Annotated in this window: 7 protein-coding genes (1 of these 7 running past the window's edge); 2 read left to right on the forward strand and 5 right to left on the reverse strand. The window is 63.5% G+C overall.

Annotation, left to right across the window (positions count from 1 at the left end):
- On the reverse strand, window positions 1-15,346 hold the 5' portion of the coding sequence (locus FZI91_RS08225; protein WP_155938379.1) for a non-ribosomal peptide synthase/polyketide synthase. The gene continues 9,011 nt to the left of window position 1, outside the view; 15,346 of the gene's 24,357 nt are visible here — the first part of the coding sequence; its start codon is at window positions 15,344-15,346; the stop codon falls past the left edge of the window.
- Between the two features lie 17 nt (window positions 15,347-15,363).
- A complete protein-coding gene (locus FZI91_RS08230; protein ID WP_155938618.1) occupies window positions 15,364-15,594 on the reverse strand; it encodes an MbtH family protein in 231 nt (76 codons plus the stop codon).
- A gap of 539 nt (window positions 15,595-16,133) precedes the next feature.
- On the opposite strand from FZI91_RS08230, the gene FZI91_RS08235 reads away from it, so the two are divergent.
- Entirely contained in the window at window positions 16,134-17,528 is a 1,395-nt protein-coding gene (locus FZI91_RS08235) for a cytochrome P450 (protein WP_162526526.1), read from the forward strand.
- On the opposite strand, the gene FZI91_RS08240 is transcribed toward FZI91_RS08235, so the two are convergent.
- From FZI91_RS08240 to FZI91_RS08250, 3 genes are all read right to left on the reverse strand, one after another.
- Window positions 17,525-18,808, reverse strand: coding sequence for a glycosyltransferase (locus FZI91_RS08240; RefSeq protein ID WP_155938381.1), 1,284 nt, complete (start codon window positions 18,806-18,808; stop codon window positions 17,525-17,527). The two genes, FZI91_RS08235 and FZI91_RS08240, sit on opposite strands and share 4 nt — an antisense overlap.
- 40 nt (window positions 18,809-18,848) lie before the next feature.
- Complete coding sequence (locus tag FZI91_RS08245; protein WP_155938383.1) at window positions 18,849-20,129, reverse strand: glycosyltransferase; 1,281 nt, start codon at window positions 20,127-20,129, stop codon at window positions 18,849-18,851.
- Between the two features lie 333 nt (window positions 20,130-20,462).
- Window positions 20,463-21,443 (reverse strand): class I SAM-dependent methyltransferase, encoded by a 981-nt coding sequence (locus FZI91_RS08250; RefSeq protein WP_162526527.1) that lies wholly within the window; start codon window positions 21,441-21,443, stop codon window positions 20,463-20,465.
- 110 nt (window positions 21,444-21,553) lie between these two features.
- On the opposite strand from FZI91_RS08250, the gene FZI91_RS08255 reads away from it, so the two are divergent.
- Window positions 21,554-22,336, forward strand: a complete 783-nt coding sequence (locus tag FZI91_RS08255; RefSeq protein WP_162526528.1) for a GAP family protein — start codon at window positions 21,554-21,556, stop codon at window positions 22,334-22,336.
- The last annotated feature ends 41 nt before the right edge of the window (window positions 22,337-22,377 follow it).

A 22,377-nucleotide genomic window follows, 5' to 3' on the forward strand; every position in this document is an offset into this window, starting at 1 on the left:
CGACGAACCACAACCGGTTCTGGGCAAACGACAACGGAATCACCGCCGGGCGGTCGCCAGCCATCAACGGCTCCAAGCGGCCCGCGCTCTCGCCGATACGCGGCGCCAACTGAGCAACGGTCGGCGCCTCGAACACGGTGCGCGCCGCAAGCTCGGTACCCAGATTCGCGTTGATCGCGGCGACCAGACGCATCGTCGACACGGAATCCCCACCCAGATCGAAGAACGAGTCGTCCACCCCGACCCGCTCCACATCCAATACCCGCGAGAAGATTCCGGTCAGAATCTCCTCGACCGCGCCGCACGGCGCTCGGTAGTGGTCGACGTCCTGGTAATCCGGTGCCGGTAGCGCCCGGGTGTCGAGCTTTCCATTCACCGTCATGGGCAACGCCGCCAACGCCACCACTGCGGCCGGAACCATGTAACCGGGCAGCCGTTCGGCCAGCGCGGCGCGCGTCGTGATCGGATCGGCGGTCCCCGTGATGTACCCAACCAGGCGCTTGTCGCCCGGATGGTCCTCGCGCGCGATCACCGCCGCGAGCTCCACCCCATCGAGTTCGGCTAGGGCAGACTGTATTTCGCCGAGCTCAATGCGGTAACCACGAATTTTCACCTGCTCGTCGGCGCGGCCCAGATACTCGAGCTGCCCGGCCCTCAAACCCGAACCCCACCGCACCAGATCTCCGGTGCGGTACATGCGCGCGCCGGGCTCCCCGAAGGGACAGGCCATGAAGCGTGCTGCAGTCAACCCCGGCCGACGCCAATACCCCATGCCCACACCGGCACCAGCGAGGTACAACTCACCGACCACACCCGCGGGTACCGGACGCAACCATTCGTCCAACACGAAGAAGGCGGCCCACGCCGTCGGAGAGCCGATCGGCGGCGGCCCCGAGCCGGCCGCCAAAGGTGCACTGGCGCACAACCACATCGTGGTTTCGGTGGGTCCGTAAACGTTAACCATCACCCGTCCCGGCGCCCAGCGATTCACCAACTCCGGCGGGCAAGGCTCCGCGCCGATCACCAACGCGGTTGCCTCCAGGCCTTCCGTCGGCAGCATCGACACTGCCGACGGGGTCTGCGTCAGCACCGTAACCTGTTCGCGCAGCATAAGATCGTGGAAGTCCTGAGGTGAGCGTGCGACCACGTCGGACACCACCACCAGCCGTCCGCCATGCAACAGGGCTCCCCAGATCTCCCATACCGAGAAGTCGAACGCATACGAGTGGAACTGCGTCCACACCTGACCCGGCTCCAGCGACACCCCGATCTGCAGCGAGTCGAACAGCTGAGTCACGTTGCGTTGGGTGACCGCCACACCCTTGGGCAGGCCGGTAGTGCCTGAGGTGTAGATGATGTGGGCCATGTCATCCGGGGCCGGTGCCGCCGGGGGGGTGCTGGGCTGGATTGCGACGGCCGGGTTCTCGATATCAATGATCACCAGGTCATGCCCGTCGAACCGGCCGGTCAACGCGGCGACGGTGAGCGCGGCGATTGGGGCGGCATCGGACAGCATGAAGTCGACACGGGCCTCCGGCAGTGCAGGATCGATCGGCAAATAGGCCGCACCGGTCTTGAGCACCGCGAGGATCGCCACGATCCCCTCGGCCGAGCGGGGAAACATCAACGCCACGCGCTCGCCCGGGCCCACCCCATGGCTAATGAGCAAGTGCGCCAATCGATTGGACTGCTCGTTCAGCTCCCGGTAGGTCAGTGCCCGGTCCCCACAGACCAGTGCCACCGCCTCCGGGGCGCGCACCACCTGTGCCGCGAACAGCTGTGGCACCGTGGCCGGTTTCGGTAGGCGGTTCAGCACAGCGCGGTTTCCCCACTGCTGCAGGCAGGTCCGCTCCTCCTCGTCGAGCATGTCGATCGCCGACAGAGCCCGATCTGGGTCCGCGGTCATGGCATCCAACACCGACTCGATTCGCGCGATGAGAGCGTCGATGCCCGGCGCGTCGAAAACGGCCGTGTCGTATTCGACGCGCAGGCGCAGTTCGTCACCGGGTATGGCCTGCATCGTCAGTGGGTAATCGGTGGATTCGTGACTGATGATCTCGGTGATGGACAACCCGTCTGCGCCCGACAACGCCGTGGTGTCGACGGGGTAGTTCTCAAACACGAACAGGGTGTCGAACAGTCGGTCGTGGTCGGTGATGCGGTGTATCTCACTGAGCGAAAGATGCTGGTGATCAACGGTCTTGGCGTGGGCATGTTTGAGTTGATCGAGCAGATCAATGGTGGTGGTTGCCGCCCCGATATCCGCGCGCACCGGCACCGTGTTGATCAACAGTCCGACCATCGACTCCGCGCCCACCACCTCAGCCGGTCGCCCGGAGACCACGGTGCCGAAGGCAACATCATGCTGTCCGGTCAGCGAGGTGAGCAGTAGCGCCCAGGCGCCCTGCAGCACGGTGTTGAGGGTGGTGTGCTGAGCACGCGCCAGTTCGGCGAGCGCTCGGGAGGTGCGTTCGGATACTCGATGCGCACGCACACCTCGTTGACCCTGTTCCGATGTGAACAACGGACCGACAAGAGCAGGAGTGTCGAAGTCTGCCAGCACCTCACGCCAGGCCGCCTGTGCTGCCGTCAGGTCGCGATCGGCCAGCCAGCCGATAAAGCTGCGGAACGGGGTGGCCGCGGGTAGCCGATGCCCGCGATAGCAGGCGAAGATTTCCTGCAGCAGGATCGGCAGCGACCAGCCATCCAGAACGATGTGGTGGTTGGTGAGCACAAACCGATGCCGGTCAGATGCGGTGCGAATCAAGGCGACCCGGAACGCCGGTGGGTGGGCCAGATCGCAGACCGCAGTGCGTTCCGCAGCACACACCCGCTGAACCTGCTCCTCGGATTCCGACGGGCTGCATTCGATGTACTGCCAGCCCACTGCGGGATCGGCGGGGATGATCTGTACCGGCTCATCGAACTGTTCGCAGAATCGGGCCGCCAGGTGGGGATGGCGGTGAGCCACCTCCTGCACAGCATCCCGTAGCCGGGCCTGATCGAGCGGTCCCTCGACCGTGATGTCCAGCTGCACCACGTACAAGTCGTCGTGAGGGCCATGTCCGCTGCCGCTGTGAAAGACCAGTCCCTGCTGTAACGCGGTCAGCGGCAGCACATCTGCGATCGGGTACTGCCGCTGTAAGTCATCGATCTGCTCTTGGCTCAGCCGGGCGGGTGCGATGTCCGACGGCGTCAATCCGCCTCCGCCATGTCGCACGTGCTCACAGATGCCGGCCAAGGCGTCCAACCACAGTTGGCTGAGCCGACTGATCTGAGCGTGATCGATGATCGAGGAGGCCCAGGTCCAGTTGGCTTGCAGATGCGAACCGGCATCGGTGTCCAGGGCGCCCGCATTGAGTGCCACAGTGTGGGTCAACGGCATGGGAATCGCCGCGACCGCAGCCGTCGAGGACAGTCCTTCGGCGGATATCCGCCACAGACCTTCGGATGAGTCGGCGGTTGCACCGCCCAGGCGGCCCAGGTAGTTGAACCCAATCGTCGGATCAGCCGCTTCCAAGTGAATGTCTGCGTTCAGGTAGCGCAGCAGACCGTAGGTCAACGGATCCGGCAGTGCCCGAAGCTGTTCTTTGGCGTCCTTGATCACGACACCGAGCGCCGCGTCGCCTGCCACCACCTGTGACCACGACAGTCCGCCGAGCGCCAGGGACACCGGATACTTCGAGGTGAACCAACCCACCGTGCGCGACAGGTCAATGTTTCGATCGAGACCCTCACCAAGGTCTTCTATACGCCCATGCCCCTCGACGTCGATGCCTACCGGCGCCCCGCCGGTGCCCAAAAATTCGGCAACCGCCAGCCCGAACGCGATCAACAGAATGTCCTGTACCCCAGCATGAAACGCTGCGGGTACTTCGCCCAGCAGCATGCCGGTGGTCTCGACATCCAGCGACACCGACAATTGACCGGCAGTCTCAAAGGTATCTACGTCGGGACGCGCGACCGGCAATGCCACCGGGGTCGCCGCCGCCCGTCGCCACGCCTGCACGTGTCTCACGACCTCGGGGCGGTGGGCTCGGTCGGCCAACAGCTCGGCCCACCGCTGGAACGATGTTCCAGCTGGGGGCAGGGCCATGGCGTGTCCGCCGCGACGCTGGGTCCAGGCGATATTGAGATCTTCCAACATAATTCGCCACGACACCCCATCGATAGCGAGATGGTGGACCACCAACACCAACTGGCTCGTCGAGGTCACCCACAGCGCGCTCAGCATCGCCCCTGCGGCCGGATTCAATCGGGACCGGGCGGCCACCAGCGCCGCGTCGGAGAGCGTGTCCACCGATTGCAGGCATCTTGGGGCGTCGACCGATCCTGGCTCGGGGACCGTCAAGGACCACTCGCCGACCCCGTCGACCTCTGCGCGCAGCCGCAACATCGCGTGCCGATCGAGTAGGGCCTGCAACAGGATGATGACGTCCGCCTCGGTCACTCCATCGGGAGCCTGCACCATTACCGTCTGGTTGAACTCATCGACCGGCCCGGATACATCACGCAGCCACCCCATGATCGGGGTCGCCCGTACCGGCCCGATGCCCTCATCGATCGGACCAGATCCATTGCCAGCCACAGCAACCCGAGCCAGCCGGGCCACGGTCTGTTCAACGAACACATCACGCGGTCGACATACCAAGCCGATGGCCCGGGCCCGCGACACGACCTGCATCGACAGGATGCTGTCCCCACCGAGGTCAAAGAATGAGTCATCAACGCCGACGCGCTCCAGCCCGAGTACCTGCGCATAGATGCCAGCCAGCACCTCTTCGACGGCATCTGCCGGAGCGCGATACCGATCGACCGCGACGTAATCGGGAGCGGGAAGAGCTCGGGTGTCGAGCTTTCCGTTGACTGTCAACGGCAGCACATCAAGCATCACCATTGCGACAGGCACCATGTACGCCGGTAGCCGCTCGGCCATCGCGGCCCGCAGGTCACCGGAGTCGGCTGTTCCGGTGACATAGCCGACCAGACGCTTTTCGCCAGGACGATCCTCGCGGGCGATCACCACCGCCTGCTCAACACCGTCGAGGCCGGCCAAAGCGGCTTGCACTTCACCGAGTTCGATGCGATGGCCGCGAATCTTGACCTGCTCATCGGCGCGGCCCAGGTATTGCAGTTGCCCGTCGGGGCGCACACACACCAGGTCCCCGGTGCGATACATCCGCATTCCCGGCCCACCGAACGGGCACGCAACAAATCGAGACGCGGTCAACTCGGTCCGGCCTACATAGCCGTAACCCAAACCAGTACCGGCCACATACAGTTCACCGATCACCCCCGCCGGGACCGGGCGCAACCATTCGTCGAGCACGAACAGCGCCGCGCCGGAGACCGGCGAGCCGATCGGCACCGACAGTCCGGGTGTGAGGGGCGCACTGATCGCGACACACATCGTCGTCTCGGTGGGACCGTAGGCGTTGATCATCACCCGCCCGGGTGCCCATTGCTCCACCACCTCAGGCGGGCAGGCTTCACCAACTACTGCCAGCGCCACCGAATCCAAGCCCTCACGCGGCAATACCCTTACCGCAGACGGTGTTTGCGTGAGCACGTCGACCCGTTCGCGAACAAGCAGTGCATGGAAGTCTTCCGGTGAGCTCGTCACGTCCTCCGAAACGACCACCACCCGCCCACCGCGCAGCAAGGCTCCGAAGATCTCCCACACCGAGACGTCGAAGGCCAAGGAGTGGGTCTGTGACCACACGCCGGGGTTCGGCAGCCCGGCATCGAGTGACTCCAGCAGCTGAGTCACATTGCGGTGCGTGATCGCCACGCTTTTGGGCACACCCGTGGTGCCCGAGGTGTAGATCAGGTACGCGATATCGTCTGCCCCCGGCGCAGGCAGCGCGCGCTTGTCACCCGCCGAGTTTTCGGTATCGCGAACATCGATGACGGCAACGCCGTACGCATGCAACCGATCTGCCAGATCTGCGGTGGTGACCGCGGCAATCGGCCCGGCATCGGCAAGTACGAATTCCAGCCGCGCATCGGGCACTGCCGGGTCGATCGGCAGGTACGCCGCACCGGTCTTGAGGACGGCCAGAATCGCCACGATCGCCTCGGCAGATCGGTGAAACAGCAGCGCCACACTTTGTCCGGGGCCCGCACCGTGCTCAATAAGCGTGAGCGCCAACCGATTCGCGGACTCATCGAGCTCCCGGTATGTCCACGAACGTTCGCCGCAGGTAACTGCCACTGCCTCCGGGGCGCGCGTCACGTGCTTGGCGAACAACCCGGGAACCGACAATTTGGACGAGACGGGGCTCAACGCGGTTAGGGCCACGTGGTTGCCGATCGCGGCGAGGCGCGTGTACTCATCATCGTCGAGTAAGTCCAACGCAGACAGCCGCGCCGCCGGGTCCGCGGTCATGGCGCTGAGGACACGTTGTAGCCGAGCGATCAGCGTGCCGATTGTGTCGGCGTCAAACACGTCGGTGCGGAACTCCACCGTCCCACCGATTCCGGCCGGCTCACCGGAATCCGTCCGACGTTCGCCCAGCGAGAAGTTCACATCCATTCGGGCCGTGCGGGTTTTCACCGGCATCTGGGATATCTGCAGATCACCCAACGCCATTGCGGCAGTTGCATCGTCGACGTGGTGTCCGGCGAAGTTCTGCCACGCCAGCGCCACCTGGATCAGTGGGTGGTGCGCCAGGGATCGGGTGGGGTTCAGTCGATCGACGAGGACCTCGAAGGGCACATCTTGGTGATCGAAGGCGGCCAGGCTGCGCTGCCGCACCTGGTCCAGTATCTCAGCAACGGTCGGGTTCCCTGCCAGATCGACCCGCAGCACCAGGGTGTTGACGAAGAAGCCGACCAGTTCGTCGAGTACTGGATCACGGCGTCCGGCGATCGGGAAACCCACCGCCACATCGGAACTCGCGCTGAGTTTGGACAGTAGTACCGCCAGAGCGGCCTGCACCACCATGAAACTCGTCGCATTGTGCGCCCGCGCCACCCCTGCCACTTGCTGCTGCAGCTCGGCGGGCCAGTCGACCGTCATCGTCGCACCGTGGTGGTCTGCCACCAACGGGTACGGCCGATCGGTGGGCAGCGCGATGCGCTCGGGCATCCCCGCCAACGCGTCCTGCCAGTACGCCAGCTGCCCGGCGATCCTGCTCTCGCTGTCCTGAAGATCACCGAACTGCGCCCGCTGCCACAACGTGTAGTCGGCATACTGCACGGACAGCTCGGCCCAGCCCGGAGCGCGCCCGACGCACCGGCCGGCGTAGGCCACGCCCAGATCGGCCACCAGCGGAGTGATCGACCAGCCATCGGCGGCGATGTGATGCACCACGGTCGCGAGTACATGCTTGTCCTCGGAAACGCGGAACAGCCGCGCCTTCACAGGGATCTCGGTGGAGAGGTCGAAGGTGTGCCGTGATGCGGCGTCAATCGCCTCGTGCAACCGCCCCAACGACCAGTCGGTGGCATCCACAACGTCCCAGCCGACCTCGACGCTTCCCCGGGCCATCACCATTTGGCGGGGGATTCCATCGGGGGCGGAGAACAGGGTGCGCAGGCTCTCGTGGCGGTTCACCACATCGGCCAGCGCCGCGGCCAACGCCTCGACATCCAGCGCTCCATCAATCCAGAACGCGGCCGTCATGTTGTAAACCGGTGAGGGGCCCTGTAATTGGTCCAGGAACCACAACCGTGACTGCGCAAACGACAGCGGAATCACAGCGGGACGCTCGGCGGCAACCAACGACTCCAGCCGATCCCCTTCCCCACCGATACGGCGGGCCAGTTGGGCCACTGTCGGCGCGTCGAATAGGGAACGCATAGCGATGCTGGCGTCCAACGAGGTGTTGACCGCGGCGATCAGACGCATCGCGGATAGTGAATCCCCACCAAGGTCGAAGAATGAATCGTCCGCCCCGACGCATTCGCGCCCGAGAACACGGCCGTAGATATCCGCCAGAATCTCCTCGACGGGAGTGGCTGGAGTGCGATAACGCTCACCCGCAGCGTATTCCGGGACCGGCAAGGCGTGCGTGTCGAGTTTTCCATTGACCGTCAGCGGCACCGCGTCGATTACTACCACCACGGCCGGCACCATGTAGCTCGGAAGTCGCTCCGCCAGTTGGGCACGGACCTGGCCCGGGTCGGCGGTGCCGGTGATGTAGCCGACCAGGCGCAAGGCGGCGAGATCGTCTTCGCGAGCGATCACCACGGCTTGGCTTACTCCGTTGAGACTTGCCAGTGCAGCTTGGACTTCGCCGAGCTCGATGCGATACCCGCGGATCTTGACCTGCTCATCGGCACGCCCGAGGTACTGCACTTGGCCGTCGGAGCCCCACCGAACCAGATCGCCAGTGCGGTACATGCGCGCGCCAGGCTCGCCGAACGGGCAGGCAACGAAGCGGGCCGACGTCAACCCGGAGCGGTGCCAATACCCCACGCCGACACCGCGACCGGCCACATATAACTCCCCGACCACCCCCGCAGGCACCGGACGTAACCAGGCATCCAGGACGAAGAGCGCTCCCCCAGCCACCGGCGTACCGATGGGCACTGCCGACCCCGCGGTCAGCGGCGCACTGATCGACGCATACACCGTGGCCTCGGTGGGGCCGTAAGCGTTGATCATCACTCGCCCGGGCGCCCAGCGGTCCACCAGCTCAGGCGGGCATGCCTCGCCGGCCACCACCAACGCCACCGATTCCAACCCCTGCGGCTCGAGCATGCCCGCGGCCGACGGAGTCTGACTCAACACACTGACGTCTTCGGCAACAAGCAACTCATGGAATTCGACGGGTGACGCGGCAACCGATTCGGGCACCACGAGCAAGCGTGAACCATGCAGCAGTGCGCCGAAGATCTCCCAGACCGACACGTCGAAGCTGTACGAATGCCACTGTGCCCACACCCGCCCCGGCCCGGCTGGCAGGTTGGCATCGAGTACACCGAACAGTCCTGGCACGTTACGGTGCGCAATAGCAACACCTTTCGGAACACCAGTGGTGCCCGACGTGTAAATGATGTACGCGATGTCGTCCGGCGCCGGGCCCACCAGCGCAGTGCTGGGCGCGGCGACAACAGGGTCGTCGATGTCGATGACGATCAGATCCAGCCCGCCAAGGCTTGCCCTGCTGGCCGCGGTGGTGACAGCGACCTTCGGCGCGGCATCGGCCACCATGAACTCGATACGGGCAGCCGGTAGTGCCGGGTCAATCGGCAGATAGGCCGCGCCGGTTTTCAGCACGGCCAAAATCGCCACGATGGCATCCGCGGACCGGGAAAACAGCAGCGCCACGACCTCGCCCGGGCCCACACCGTGCGCAGATAACGCATGCGCGAACCTGTTGGTGGCATCATCGAGTTCCCGGTAGGTCATCGACCGACCCTCGAAGGTCAGCGCCTTCTCGTCGGGTGTGCGTGCCGCCTGTTCGGTGAACAACGCCGGGATCGACTCCGCCGCCGCCGGTTTACTCAACGCAGCGCGGTTACTCCACCCGTCCAGGAGCGCGTGAGCAGCCCCGTCGAGCAGATCGACCGATGACAACGGACGATCTGGATCCGCGGTCATCGCCGCGAGTACCGTTTCCAGCCGCTCGATCAACCCTTCGATGGTGGCGAGGTCAAAGGCGTCGGTGTCGTACTCGACGCGCAGGCCTAGTTCGCGCCCCGGGAGGGCTTGCACCGCAAGCGGATAGTGATTGGATTCGTGGAAATCGAACTCGGTGATGGCCAGACCGTCAACACCCAACGGCGCGGTGGGGTCGATTGGGTAGTTCTCGAAAACCAGCAGAGTGTCGAACAGCCTGTCCTGCCCGACGAGGCGATGGATATCGCTGAGCGCCGTGTGCTGGTGCTCGAGGGTGTCATTGTGCGAATTTTGCAGCTGATGCAACAGATCTGACGTCGTGGTAGTCGCCGCGATCGTCGCCCGCACTGGCACGGTATTGATCAGCAGGCCGACCATCGATTCCGCGCCGAGGACCTCGGGCGGTCGCCCCGAGACGGTGGTGCCGAATGCGACATCGTGCTGACCCGTCAGCCAACACAGCAGCCGTGCGAAGGCGGCCTGCAACACCACATTGGCGGTGGTGTGATGCGCACGTGCCAGCTCGCCGAGCGCTCGCGTTGTCGCTTCAGGCAGCCGGAATGACTTAATGCCTCTCTGCCCCAGCTCCTCTCGGCCAATTGGAGCCACCAACGTGGGGGTGTCGAAACCGGCCAGTGCCGCACGCCACGCCGCTTGGGCGGCATCGTGATCTCGTTCGGACAACCAGGTGACAAACCTGCGGTAGGGCGCGACCGCGGGCAGACGTTGCCCACTGAAACTGGCGAAGATCTCCTGCAGCAGGATCGGCATCGACCAGCCGTCGAGCACGATGTGATGGGCGGTCAGCACGAAGCGGTGCCGGCCGTCCGCAATCCGGATAAGTGCGGCCCGGATCGCTGACTGGCCGCCAAGATCACAGACTGTGGCGCGTTCGGTGGCGCAAATCGTCTGGACCCGCCCGTCAATGCCACCGGCGGCAGCATCCAATTCGAGGTACTGCCAAGGTATTACCGGATCGGAAAGGATGAGCTGCACCGGCCCGTCGAACTGTTCGCAGAACCGGGCAGCGAGGTGCGGATGTCGGCCGATCACCGCCTGCACGGCATCGCGGAGTCGGCTCGCGTCGAGCGGCCCCTCCAACGCGATATTGAGCTGCATCGCGTACACGTCACCGGAGTCCTGTGCGGCGCCAGCGTGGAAAAGCAGCCCCTGCTGCAAGGGGGTCAGCGGCAACACGTCGGCAATACGGTCGTGCTGACTCAGCTCATCGATCTGCTGCTGACTCAGCGCGGCAGGAGCGATATCCGATGGGGTCAATCCTCCTCCCCCGCTTCGCACATGCGCGCAGATGCCGGCTAGAGCCTCGAACCACAGTTGACTCAACCGGCTGACTTGCCCACGATCGAGTGCTGAGGGCGCCCACGTCCAGTCGGCATTCAGCCGCATACCGGTGTCGGTGTCGACGGTGGCGGCATTCAGCTCCACGGTGTGCCCAAGTTGCATGGGCACCGCCGCGGTGGCGCGGGTCAACGACAAACCCTCGGGGCAGATCAGCCAGCCGTCGCCGGTGGCCCCACCGAGACGGCCGAGGTAGTTGAACGCGACCGTCGGGTCGGAGCCGGCTAGATCCACGTCGGGGTTCAGGTGACGCAGTAGACCGTAAGTCATTCCGTGGGGATGGGCCCTAAGCTGCTCCTTGGCGTCTTTGATCACCGCGCCCAACGCCGCATCGCCGGTCGTCACCTGCGCCCACCGTAATCCACCTAGTGCCAACGCCACCGGGTACTTGGCGGTGAACCAGCCCACTGTGCGCGACAGGTCGATACTTCGATCGGCAGCTCCGCCGAGATCTGCCAGTTCCTCGTGACGCCCATGGCCTTCCACGTCGATACCGACCGGTGCGCCGCCCACGCCTGAGAATTCGGCCACCGCCAATCCGAAAGCAATCAGCAGAATGTCTTGCGTACCAGCGTGAAATGCCGTGGGCACTTCACCGAGCAGCATGCGGGTGGTATCGGCGTCCAATGACGTCGACAACTGCCCGGCTGTCTCGTAGGTGTCCGTTCCCGGGCTTACCGCCGGCAGCGCGGCTGGGGTCGCCGTCACCTCGCGCCAGGCCTGTGCCTCCGCCACCACGTGTGGGTTCAGCGCAAACTCAGTCAGCAGCTCTGCCCACCGCCGGAACGGCGTCCCGGCGGTGGGCAGCGATACGGATCGTCCGCTGCGGTGCCGAGTCCACGCGATGTTGAGGTCTTCCAGCATGATTCGCCAGGACACCCCGTCCACGGCCAGGTGGTGGGCCACCAGAACCAACTGGCTCGTGGAGGTAATCCACAGTGCGCTCAGCATTGCCCCGGCGGCCGGATCCAACCGCTTCCGTGCCGCCACCAGCGCCTCATCGGTCAGCACGTCCGTCGATTGCAGACGCGCCCGGGCATCGATCGAACCCGCTCCGGGCACCATCAACGACCAGTTATCAGCGCCGTCGGAGGCGGCGCACAGCCGAAGCATGGCGTGTCGATCAAACAAGGCCTGCAACAGGATTGCGACATCGGGTTCGGTAGTACCCACGGGCGCCTGCAGGAGGACCGTCTGATTGAACTCACCAATCGGGCCGTCTGCGCTTTCCAGGCCCTTCAGCCACCGCATGATGGGGGTGGCTACCACCGTCCCGAGGCCCTCGTCGACCGGCTCATCAACTCCGCCGAACACGCCAACCACCTGGGCCAGTTGGGCCACGGTCTGCTGGACGAAAATGTCACGCGGGCGACACATCAGGCCTGCCGCGCGCGCCCGTGACACCGCCTGCATCGACAAGACGCTGTCCCCACCCAGCTCGAAGAATGAGTCGTCGACACCGACCCGCTCCAGACCGAGAACCTGCGCGTAGATGCCGGCCAGGATTTCCTCGGTGGGGGTCGCCGGGGCGCGGTACTGGTCGATGGCCCGGTATTCCGGTGCGGGCAAGGCCTTTTTGTCGAGCTTGCCGTTGACCGTCAACGGCATGGTGTCCAGCACCACGATCGCCGACGGGACCATGTATGACGGCAGACGTCGAGCCAGCTCCGCACGTGCTCCGTGCGGATCGGCAGTGCCGGCGATGTAGCCGACCAGCCGCTTGTCCCCCGCCCGATCCTCGCGAGCGATCACAACTGCCTGTGCGACACCGTCTAGATCCAGCAATGTCGACTGAATTTCGCCCAGCTCAATGCGGTGCCCGCGAATCTTGACCTGCTCATCGGCGCGGCCCAGGTATCGCAGCTGCCCATCATGTCCCCAACACACCAGGTCCCCGGTGCGATACATCCGCATTCCCGGCCCACCGAACGGACAAGCCACGAAACGTGTCGATGTCAGCGACGCACGGCCCACGTAGCCATACCCCAAACCCGCACCAGCCACGTACAGTTCGCCGATCACCCCTGCCGGCACCGGACGCAGCCAGGCGTCGAGTACCAGGAACGTCAGATCGGCCAGGGGCGCCCCGATCGGACTTCCGACCCTGAGTACATCGTCGGCGGTGATCTCACGGAAGGAGGCGTGCACGGTGGTCTCGGTGATCCCATACATGTTGATCAGCCGCGGCGGCCCCGGGTGATCAGCCAACCACGGTGCAAGACGCTGCGGCTCCAATGCCTCTCCCCCGAACACCACCACCTTGAGTCGGAGCTGCTCGGTTTCGGGCCGGGCCGTATCCACGGTCTGTAGTGCGTAGAACGCCGTTGGTGTCTGGCTCAGTACGGAGACATGTTCATCGATCAGTAGCGCGTGAAATTCTTCAGGTGAGCGCGCAATCCCATCGGGTACCACCACCAACCGGCCACCGTGCAGCAGCGCGCCGAAAATCTCCCACACCGAGAAATCAAAAGCCAACGAATGACACTGCGACCACGCCTGCCCCGGAGTGAGCTCGAGCTCTGCGTCGATTGTCTCTAGTAAGCGCGTCACGTTCTGGTGCGGAATGGCCACACCTTTGGGCACACCGGTGGTACCCGATGTGTAAATCAGATAGGCGATATCGTCAGGTTGCGGCACCATCGGCAACGCCGCGCTCGGCTGGCCGTACACCGCGCGGTCGTCGATATCGATCACTGCCAATCCGAGCCCACCCAACCGATCCACCAGATCGGCAGTTGTCACCGCAACGGTCGCGCCGGAATCGCTGAGCACAAACTCCATCCGCTCGTCGGGCACCGACGGATCAATCGGCACATATGCCGCACCGGTTTTGAGCACGCCCAGGATCGCCACCACTGCCTCGACCGACCGCGAGATCAGCAGCGCCACCCGATCGCCAGCACCCACGCCATGGGAAGTCAGCAAGTGCGCCAACCGATTCGAGGCGGATTCCAACCCTCTATATGTCACCGATGTGTCGCCGCAACTGACCGCCACCGAGCTCGGTACACGCTCAGCCTGCTCGGTAAACAATGCCGGAATCGACATCCCGATAACGGGCCTGGCCAATGCCGCCCGATTGCCCCATACATCCAAGGTTGCGCGGACGTCAGCGTCCCAGATATGGATGGCGGAGAGCGGCCGGTCCGGGGTGGCGGTCATCGACATCAACACTCGCTCGAATCGGACGGCCAGCGCTCGGGCATCGCAGCCACCGAACAGCGGACCAACACCCGATGTGCTCAGGAAGAGCTCTTCGTCGTTCTTGATAAAGACCAGGCCGAACTGATCCACGAGACCCGTGTGAGTGACGGTCCCCGATCCGGCGGCACCGGCAAAATCAGCCAACCGGGTGGTCGGAATGAAATTGATGGCAGCGCGATTCGACGCCCGCCCGGCTCCCTGGAATCGCGTCTTGCTCTCGATAGCGCGTAGCGGAAACCGTTGATGCTGCAATGCTTCTCGTATTCGACTATCGACGTGTTCACAAAATTCAGCGACAGTAACCGTTGGCGAGGTCCTCACTATCAACGGCACAACACCGGAGACCATCCCGGGCACCAGCAGCGACTCCGGCCGCACGCGCCGACTCACCGGGAAATCGAGCACGACTTCATTTCCCCCGACCTCCTCATGCACCAGTAGCGCGCATGCGGCGGTAATCACCGCGGCCCGACGCACCCCCAACACCGCCGACAGCTCACGGGTCTTGGCGACCACGGAAGGGTCCAGCTGAATTGGGGCAGAAGGCTCATATTCGTTGGCTGGGCTCGCGACACCGGGCGCAAGTCCATGAGGGGGCTCGCTGTCGAGAGGACCACACGCGGCCCAATAGGCCTCATCGGCCAGGTAATCGTCGGAGACTTCGTATTCCGACTCACCATCGACGAGACTTCCCAACGATCCAAAGAAGGGGGGAGGAATCGCCGCATCGGTGGCGATCGCAGAGTAGACGGCCGCGATCCGATGACAGAGGAGTCCCATGCCGACGCCGTCGATCACTATGTGGTGGCAGCACACGAAGAAGAAGAAGTCGTCCGGCCGAACCTGCATCAGCGCGAACTTGAACAACGGGCCGCTCAGCGACATCGGCGTTCGTTGGATCGACGACGCAATCCGATAGGCATCACGCTCGGGATCGGAAGAGCCCGTTAGGTCATAGCGAGCCAGCTCAACGTTCGGATAGTCAACCGCCGTCTGGAAGACCTGACCGTTGATTTCAGAAAACGTGGCTCTGAGCGGCTCAGCTTCCTGCACCACATGACGCACCGCTCGTTCGAGCAGGCCGTGATCGATGGCGCCGTCGATTCGCCCCAACATGCCGAGCTGCCATTTGACACCGGCACGACCGGTTTCTTCGGCGAGCCAAATGTCCAGCTGCCCCCGCGTTAAGGGAAGCGCCCGATGATCACATTCCATTGGTCCCCGCCCGCCACTTACTGATCAACAGTCCGACCCTGTGCCACCCTCTCGCGCAGACTCTTCGGCCGAATGTCGGCCCACTGCTGCTCGATGTTGTTCAGGCAAGCGGCACGGTCCGCCGCGCCATAAGCCACCCGCCAACCGGCGGGTACATCGACGAAGGCAGGCCACAAACTGTGCTGCTCCTCTTCATTAACCAGCACAAAAAAACTGCCATTGTCATCGTCAAATGGATTGATACTCAACAGGTCTCCCGAAACCCTCCGCGCATGCCAAGTGGAACAGGTTCTAAAACTAACCGAGATTGCGTCACCGGTGCGTGGTTTTAGAAAAATCATCAATACTTGCTGATGGACCTTCAGTCGTCCACTGCGCAACCTGACATTGCCCCGATAGATCGCTTCCTGAACGACAAATTGACTGATAGCCGTTACCAAACCAGCTTTGATCTGCTTTACGCCGCCGTCACGACACATGTGACGACCGTTGTCTCATAGTTTGCTGTATAGACCGTGGCACGCATCTTCCGGTCCTCGACAAGGTATCGAACGTGACCAGATTCCTCCGGTGGAAACCGTGGCCTGCGGGCCGCCGTGTCGATCCCCCTCGGCCGCATCCAACCGCAGAAAGTGCTCGCAATCCTGACTCAACACTCGTAACGTTGAAACCGCGCCGCAGAAATCTGAAGTGAGTGTCTATCTGCGGCAAGCAAACTCACATCCGGCACCACCGAGGCCGTCCGCATGTGAGCTGACATACCGTCTAGTACTGAGGATCACGCACAGTGAGCAAAATCGCGAAAGACGCATTGCCACCCGGGCCGCCACTGCCTCTGGCGGTGCAGTCCATCTTGATGGCGGGCTACGGTCTGCGCTTCCTTGCCGGCTGCCAGCGGCGCTATGGAAACATGTTTACGCTTCGTATTCCGTTGTCGGGCAAGGTCGTTTATCTCGCAGACCCCGCCGATATCAAGACCGTATACGCCGGCGACCCGCGAGTCTTTCATTCCGGCGAAGCGCATTGGTTCTTTCGCGGTCTCCTCGGTGACAGCTCGCTGTTTGTGCTCGACGAGGACGAACACCACGACCAACGGCGACTGCTGATGCCGGCGTTTCATCGCGATGCAGTCGCGCACCAGGCCGCTCAGATGGCCGACATCGCTGCAGCTAACATCGCCGAATGGCCGGTCGGCACGGACTTTCCCGTTGCGCCCGCGACGACAGAGATCACGCTCGAGGTGATCCTGCGAACTGTTATCGGCGCTAGCGACCCGGTGCGACTGGCCGCGCTGCGTAAGGTTGTACCGCGATTGCTCTACATGAAACCGTGGGAAACACCGGCGATTACGAATCCAGGCCTGCGACGCCACCGCCCGTGGCGCGCCGTCGGCCGCCGCATGGCCGAAACCGATGCCTTGCTCTACGCGGAGATCGCGGACCGTCGTGCCGATCCACACCTCGCCGAACGCACCGATGTGCTGGCGATGCTGGTCCGCGCCACCGATGAGGATGGCCGCACCATGTCGGACCGTGAACTGCGCGATCACCTCTTGACCGCGATCGCGGCCGGACATGAAACCACCGCGACGGCGCTGTCCTGGGCATTGGAACGGTTGACTCGCCACCCGGCCGCACTGGCCAGGGCAGTTGTGGCCGCCGACGCCAGCGCGGCGGGCGATCCCGGCGGCGACGAGTATCTCGACGCGGTGGTGAAGGAGACCCTGCGAATCCGTCCGGTGATATTCAGCTCAGGCCGGGTTCTCAAAGAGCCTGTCGAGGTGGGCGGCTACCGGCTTCCGGCCGGCGTCATGGTCGACCCGGCGATCGGTCTGGTGCACGCAAGTGCCGCGGTGTACCCGAATCCGGAACGGTTTGACCCAGATCGGATGCTCGGCGCCACCCTCAGCCCAACCACGTGGTTGCCTTTCGGCGGTGGCAACCGTCGTTGCCTCGGTGCCACCTTCGCCATGGTGGAGATGCGAGTGGTGTTGCGCGAGATACTGCGTCGGGTCGACTTGAGTACCACCACCGCGGCCGACGAAAAGCAGCAGGCCAAACACGTCACCTTCGTGCCGCATCGTGGCGCGTACATCCGGGTTGAGGCGATCAGAGACTGCGGTCCCGCTGTGGCGGCGCAATGTCCCGCCAACGCTCACCACACCGGGCAGTCGCGCAACTAGCGGCGGCTCTTCGGTTGCGACTGGCCGAGCCCGGCAAATTGCTCCACGAGATCGGCTGCGGCCAGAACGCTTTCGGCGGGTTTGGACATGAGGGCGGCGACCTCGCGGGCCCGCGCTACGCACTGCGGATCGAGGATGGCGCGCAGGTCTGCCACCAGTGTCCCTTCGGTGGTGGACGAGAAGCGGCGAGCGGTGCCCACTTTCAGCCGCTTGACGCGTGATCCCCACAGCGTCTGATCAAGGTCAGTCGAGAGGATCAAGGTCGGCACGCCAGCACGTAGGCCGGCGGCCGTGGTCCCGGTTCCGCCGTGATGCACGACCGCGCTGCAGAGAGGAAGCGCCGCCGAATAGTTCAGTGCAGGCACTACTTTGATCTTCTCAGTATCGGGAACGTCGCTGAAGTCGGAACCGGCAGCACACACCAGCGCCCGCGCACCTAACCGATCACATGCCGAGCTGATCATGGCGACGGTTTTGGCAGCAGATTCAACCGGCAGGCTGCCAAAGCCGAAGAAGATCGGCGGTTTCCCGGCCGCAATCCACGCGGCCACCTCGTCATCGAAATCCGTTGGTAGGTCGAGTGTCAGCGCGCCGACGAAGGGGCGACGGCTACCAAATCCGGCCCATTCGGATGCCAGCCCAGGAAAGCAGAGCTCGTCGTATGCCTGGATCTCCAGCGAGCCTCGTTCGGTGATCCGCCGCGGCGACGGCGCCGTGGCGGTTGGCAAGGCCAGTTCACCGCGCTGTATACCCTCGACCTTCTTCGCATTCTTCCACGCCAGCCACTCGCCCATCTTCATTGTTGAACGGCCCAGCGGCGCAGGCAGAAGCGGTACAAACTGGCCGTTGGACCGTAGCGGGAAGAAGTGCAGCGTGGCCAGTGGAATGTCGTAGTACTCAGCCACATTGCCTGCGGCATCCTCGAAATTCACCCCCGTGAACAGCAAGTCGGCCCCGTCAGCCAACGTCGTCAGCGTGGCGACGATGTCCTTCCAGCACTGGAGAAAGGGTTCCACGACTTCGCGCCGCAGCCTGATCAGATCCCGGACCTTCCAGAAGTTGCGGAACAGATGGGTCCAAAAGTTGCGGTGAGCGTCCAGAACCTCCTGCAGGTCCGGCCCGTACGGGACCGCGGTGAGTCCGGCCGCTTCGACGAAGCCAATGAGATCGGGCGGGACGGCCATACGTACCTCGTGCCTGCGCCGCAACAACTCACGACCGACAGCGACACACGGCTCGATATCACCGCGCGTCCCATAGCTCGCCAACACAAATTTCATCGCGGCGCCCGGCCCGAAACATTCGATATGTCTTCTGCCATCAGCCCACCCGCTTGAGGCGGACGAAGCCCTCCAACAGATCGGCAGTGGTTACCGGGCTTTCGGCGGGTCTGGTCATACGGGTAGCAACATCGCTGGCCTGGGTGACATATTCCGGGTCCAGGATGGTGCGCAAGTCCGCCACCAATGTCTTCTCGGTTGTGGCCGAAAAACGCCGAGTGATACCGACTTTCAACCGCTTGACGCGGGCCCCCCATAGTGTCTGATCCAGGTCTGTCGAAAGGACCAGGGTCGGAACGCCCGCCCGCAGGCTCGCAGCAGTTGTGCCTGCGCCGCCGTGGTGCACCACCGCGCGACAGGCGGGAAAGGCCGTTGAGTAATTCATTACGCCAACCACTTTGACGTTGTCGAAATGTGGCACATGATCGAAATCACTTCCTCCGGCGCACACCAACGCTCGCTCACCCAACTGGTCACAGGCCGAGCTGATCATGGCGAGCGTCTCGGCGGCAGATTCAACCGGCATGCTGCCGAAGCCGAAACAAATCGGCGGCTTCCCTGCCGCGATCCAGGTGGCCACTTCGTCATCGGAATCCGTTGGTAAGTCCAACGTCAGCGCACCGACGAAGGGGCGGCGGCCGTTGAATTCAGCCCATTCGGCCGCCAGCCCGGGCATACACGCCTCGTCATAGGCCTGAACCTCCAGCGAGCCGCGCTCGGTAATACGCCACGGTGAAGGCTTGGTGGCTTTGGGCAGGCCTAGTTCACGACGCTGCGGGTCCTCGAGCCGTTTGAACAACGGCCAGCCCAACCACTCCGACAGCCTCATGAGGGAGCGGCCCCATCGCGCCGGCAGTCCCGGAACGAGCTGACCGTTGGCCCGAATCGGAAACACGTGCAGCGTGGCGAACGGGAGTCCGTAGTACTCCGCTACATTGCCTGCTGCCTCCTCGCCAAGGACGCCGGTGAAAAGCAGGTCGGCATCTTTGGCCTGCGATGTCAGGGTAGCGCTGACGTCCTGCCAGCACTGGGTGAGAAATCGCCAATCCTCGCGCAACAACTCCCGCAGGTCCCCGATGCGCCAGAAGTTCTTCCAGAAGTTCCGTAGAAAACGCGCCCAGAAATCACGGTTCACGTCCTGCCACACGCGCACGTCCGGACCGCACGGAACCGCGGTAAGCCCGGCCGCCTCGGCGAAGTCGACAAGGTCGGGCGGGACGACCATGCGCACCTCATGTCCGCGACGCATTAACTCGCGGCCGACTGCGACGCCGGGCTCTACATCGCCACGGGTTCCATAGAATGAGAGTACAAATTTCATCGAGGATCTCAGCCCTTCACTTCCCTGCTCCTGCGGAACGAAACCGGGAGCCCCACCGTGGCTCAGCCGCCGGGAGCATAACCCGCAACTTGCGCTATTGACTTGAAATCCAAGAGTTTTGGGTGAAGGTCAACAACACGGACCGGCCCAAGGAAGACCTCAGCGACGGAGCGCCGGCACCGACTAGCAACTACTCAGGCAGGCAGGACAGCCCGCGGATTTTGCGAATCCTATTGGTATATAAGAAATATACGCACGTTACCCGAAACCGTAGTGCGCATTCGGTTTCCGCAGAAACGTGGCATCTGCTCCGCTCCAGCACATTCCAGATAGTTACTTGGCACGCAAGACGAAACCGGTTTGGTCACCGCGGTTCTGCAGATTGAGCTCCTTCGCTCGTTTCTCCCACGCCCAGATCTGCTTAGGGCGGAACATCCGAAGAATCTTGGGGTCGGTTACCGGAACGTCGCCCCGATAGGCTTCACTGCCGGTGAACTGACCAAACGTTGAATCATCGAACGTCTGCTCTACCCGCAACCCGGCCCGCTCAGCTGCCAATGACATTCCCTGTCGCGAGGGTATGACCATATGCCGAGGAGCATCGGCCTGTACCCAATCAGTCCCGTACGTCGTCCACGCCTCGGATGATGTCGTGGGTACGCGGGCCAGGCACATGCCCTCGGCAGCGAGCTTGCCTGCCGCCACCTGGAGCGTGGCCACCGGATCGGGCATGTGTTCAAGCGAATGATTGAACATGATGAGATCGAATTCGCCTGTCACGTCGTTCAGATACTGCTTCTTTAGCGGAATCCCCTCGCGCGACTCACCATCGCTTGCAATGAAGGGATCGGCACCGACCAGACTGCTGAATCCGACACGAGCCAGCCGATCAAGCAACGCGCCGCTCCCGCAGCCCACGTCCAGAATCCGCGCGTCACGCGCGATCCCCAGCTGAGCCAGCATTCTGACAACATCCCCGCCGAGCAGCACCCGGAAGATGCTCTCTGGCACCGGCGCCGTCATGATGGAGCCGAATATCCGACCGCCGCAGCGCAATTTGAATCGGTCGCGTTGGGTGACCAGCCACTCAAACGCCTTCGGCTGGGCCGACCCGTTATGCGAGTAGTAGGTGTCCGGATAGTGCCGCATGAGTTCTTCACCCTCAAGCGGATTGAGAATCTGCAACGTGTCGCACTGCACGCAGCTGAAGTATCCGAACTGCTCACGGGTTCCGAACATCATCTCGCGAATGTCGAATGCTTGATGCGGACCAGCCGAATCGCAGAGTCGGCACTGACTGGTAACCGCCGTCATCCAACTCTCCTCTGCTGCGCGGTGGCCGGGTGCTCGTGACCGGCGGTCACAGAACAACTTTCAAACGAACGAACCACGGAGCACGAACCTACCGCGTAGTGTCTTCGTTCGTGTGGGGATCAGTGCTAGCGCTCGCGGCGCTAGTGGCCCTCAACCCGATACGTCTCGGCATCACCCTCCTCGTAATCTCTAGGCGACGGCCGGTACCAAATCTGCTCGTCTATTGGGCCGGCTGTCTCCTAGGCTGCATCCCCGCCGTCCTGCTTCCGCTGACCCTCTTGCATGTCACGCCGATGTTCAGGTCTTTCACCGAGAGCGCGGCGAGCAGTCCCGCGATCCGACACGTTCAACTCGGCATGGGCCTGCTCGCGCTGGTGGTCGCCGCACTGCTGGCCGCGTGGCCGCGGATACGCCGCCGTCAGCCGGTGGCGACCGGCAATGCTTCAGTGCTGATAAAGGATTCGCAGACACCGAGTCTAGTTTCGCGACTACTCGGTCACGCGGACGACGATGACACTCACGGCAAGTCGGCGGTGGGGCGGCTGCTCCGCCGGACTAGGGCAGCGTGGGAAGGCGGATCTTTGTGGGTCGCGTTCCTGATCGGCGTGATGCTGGGCGGTATCGAACCTGACGCGGGTCTTTTCCTTATCGCGATCCTCGTGACCTCGGGCGCCGCGACCGGAACACAGATCGTCGTCGCGGCTGTCTTCATCGTCGCCGTACTTGGGATCGTCGAACTCACCCTCATCTGTTACCTGATTGCCCCGACGAAAACTGAAGGCGCTGTGCAAGTTCTGCACGACTGGGCCTTGACTCACCGCCGAAAGATCTTGGTCGCCATGTGCATGGCGGCCGGGGTATCCCTGTTGATCCACGGCCTGAGCGGCATCTAACGTTTCGAATCCCTAGCTGCTTGCGTGAAATCCATTTGGGC

It is taken from the genome of Mycobacteroides sp. CBMA 271 (assembly GCF_009729205.1).
Taxonomy (GTDB): domain Bacteria; phylum Actinomycetota; class Actinomycetes; order Mycobacteriales; family Mycobacteriaceae; genus Mycobacterium.

Excerpts from the sequence above, each read along its gene's own strand:
- FZI91_RS08240 (WP_155938381.1), bottom strand. The coding sequence starts at position 18,808 with ATGAAATTTGTGTTGGCGAGCTATGGGACGCGCGGTGATATCGAGCCG.
- FZI91_RS08245 (WP_155938383.1), bottom strand. The coding sequence starts at position 20,129 with ATGAAATTTGTACTCTCATTCTATGGAACCCGTGGCGATGTAGAGCCC.
- FZI91_RS08250 (WP_162526527.1), bottom strand. The coding sequence starts at position 21,443 with ATGACGGCGGTTACCAGTCAGTGCCGACTCTGCGATTCGGCTGGTCCG.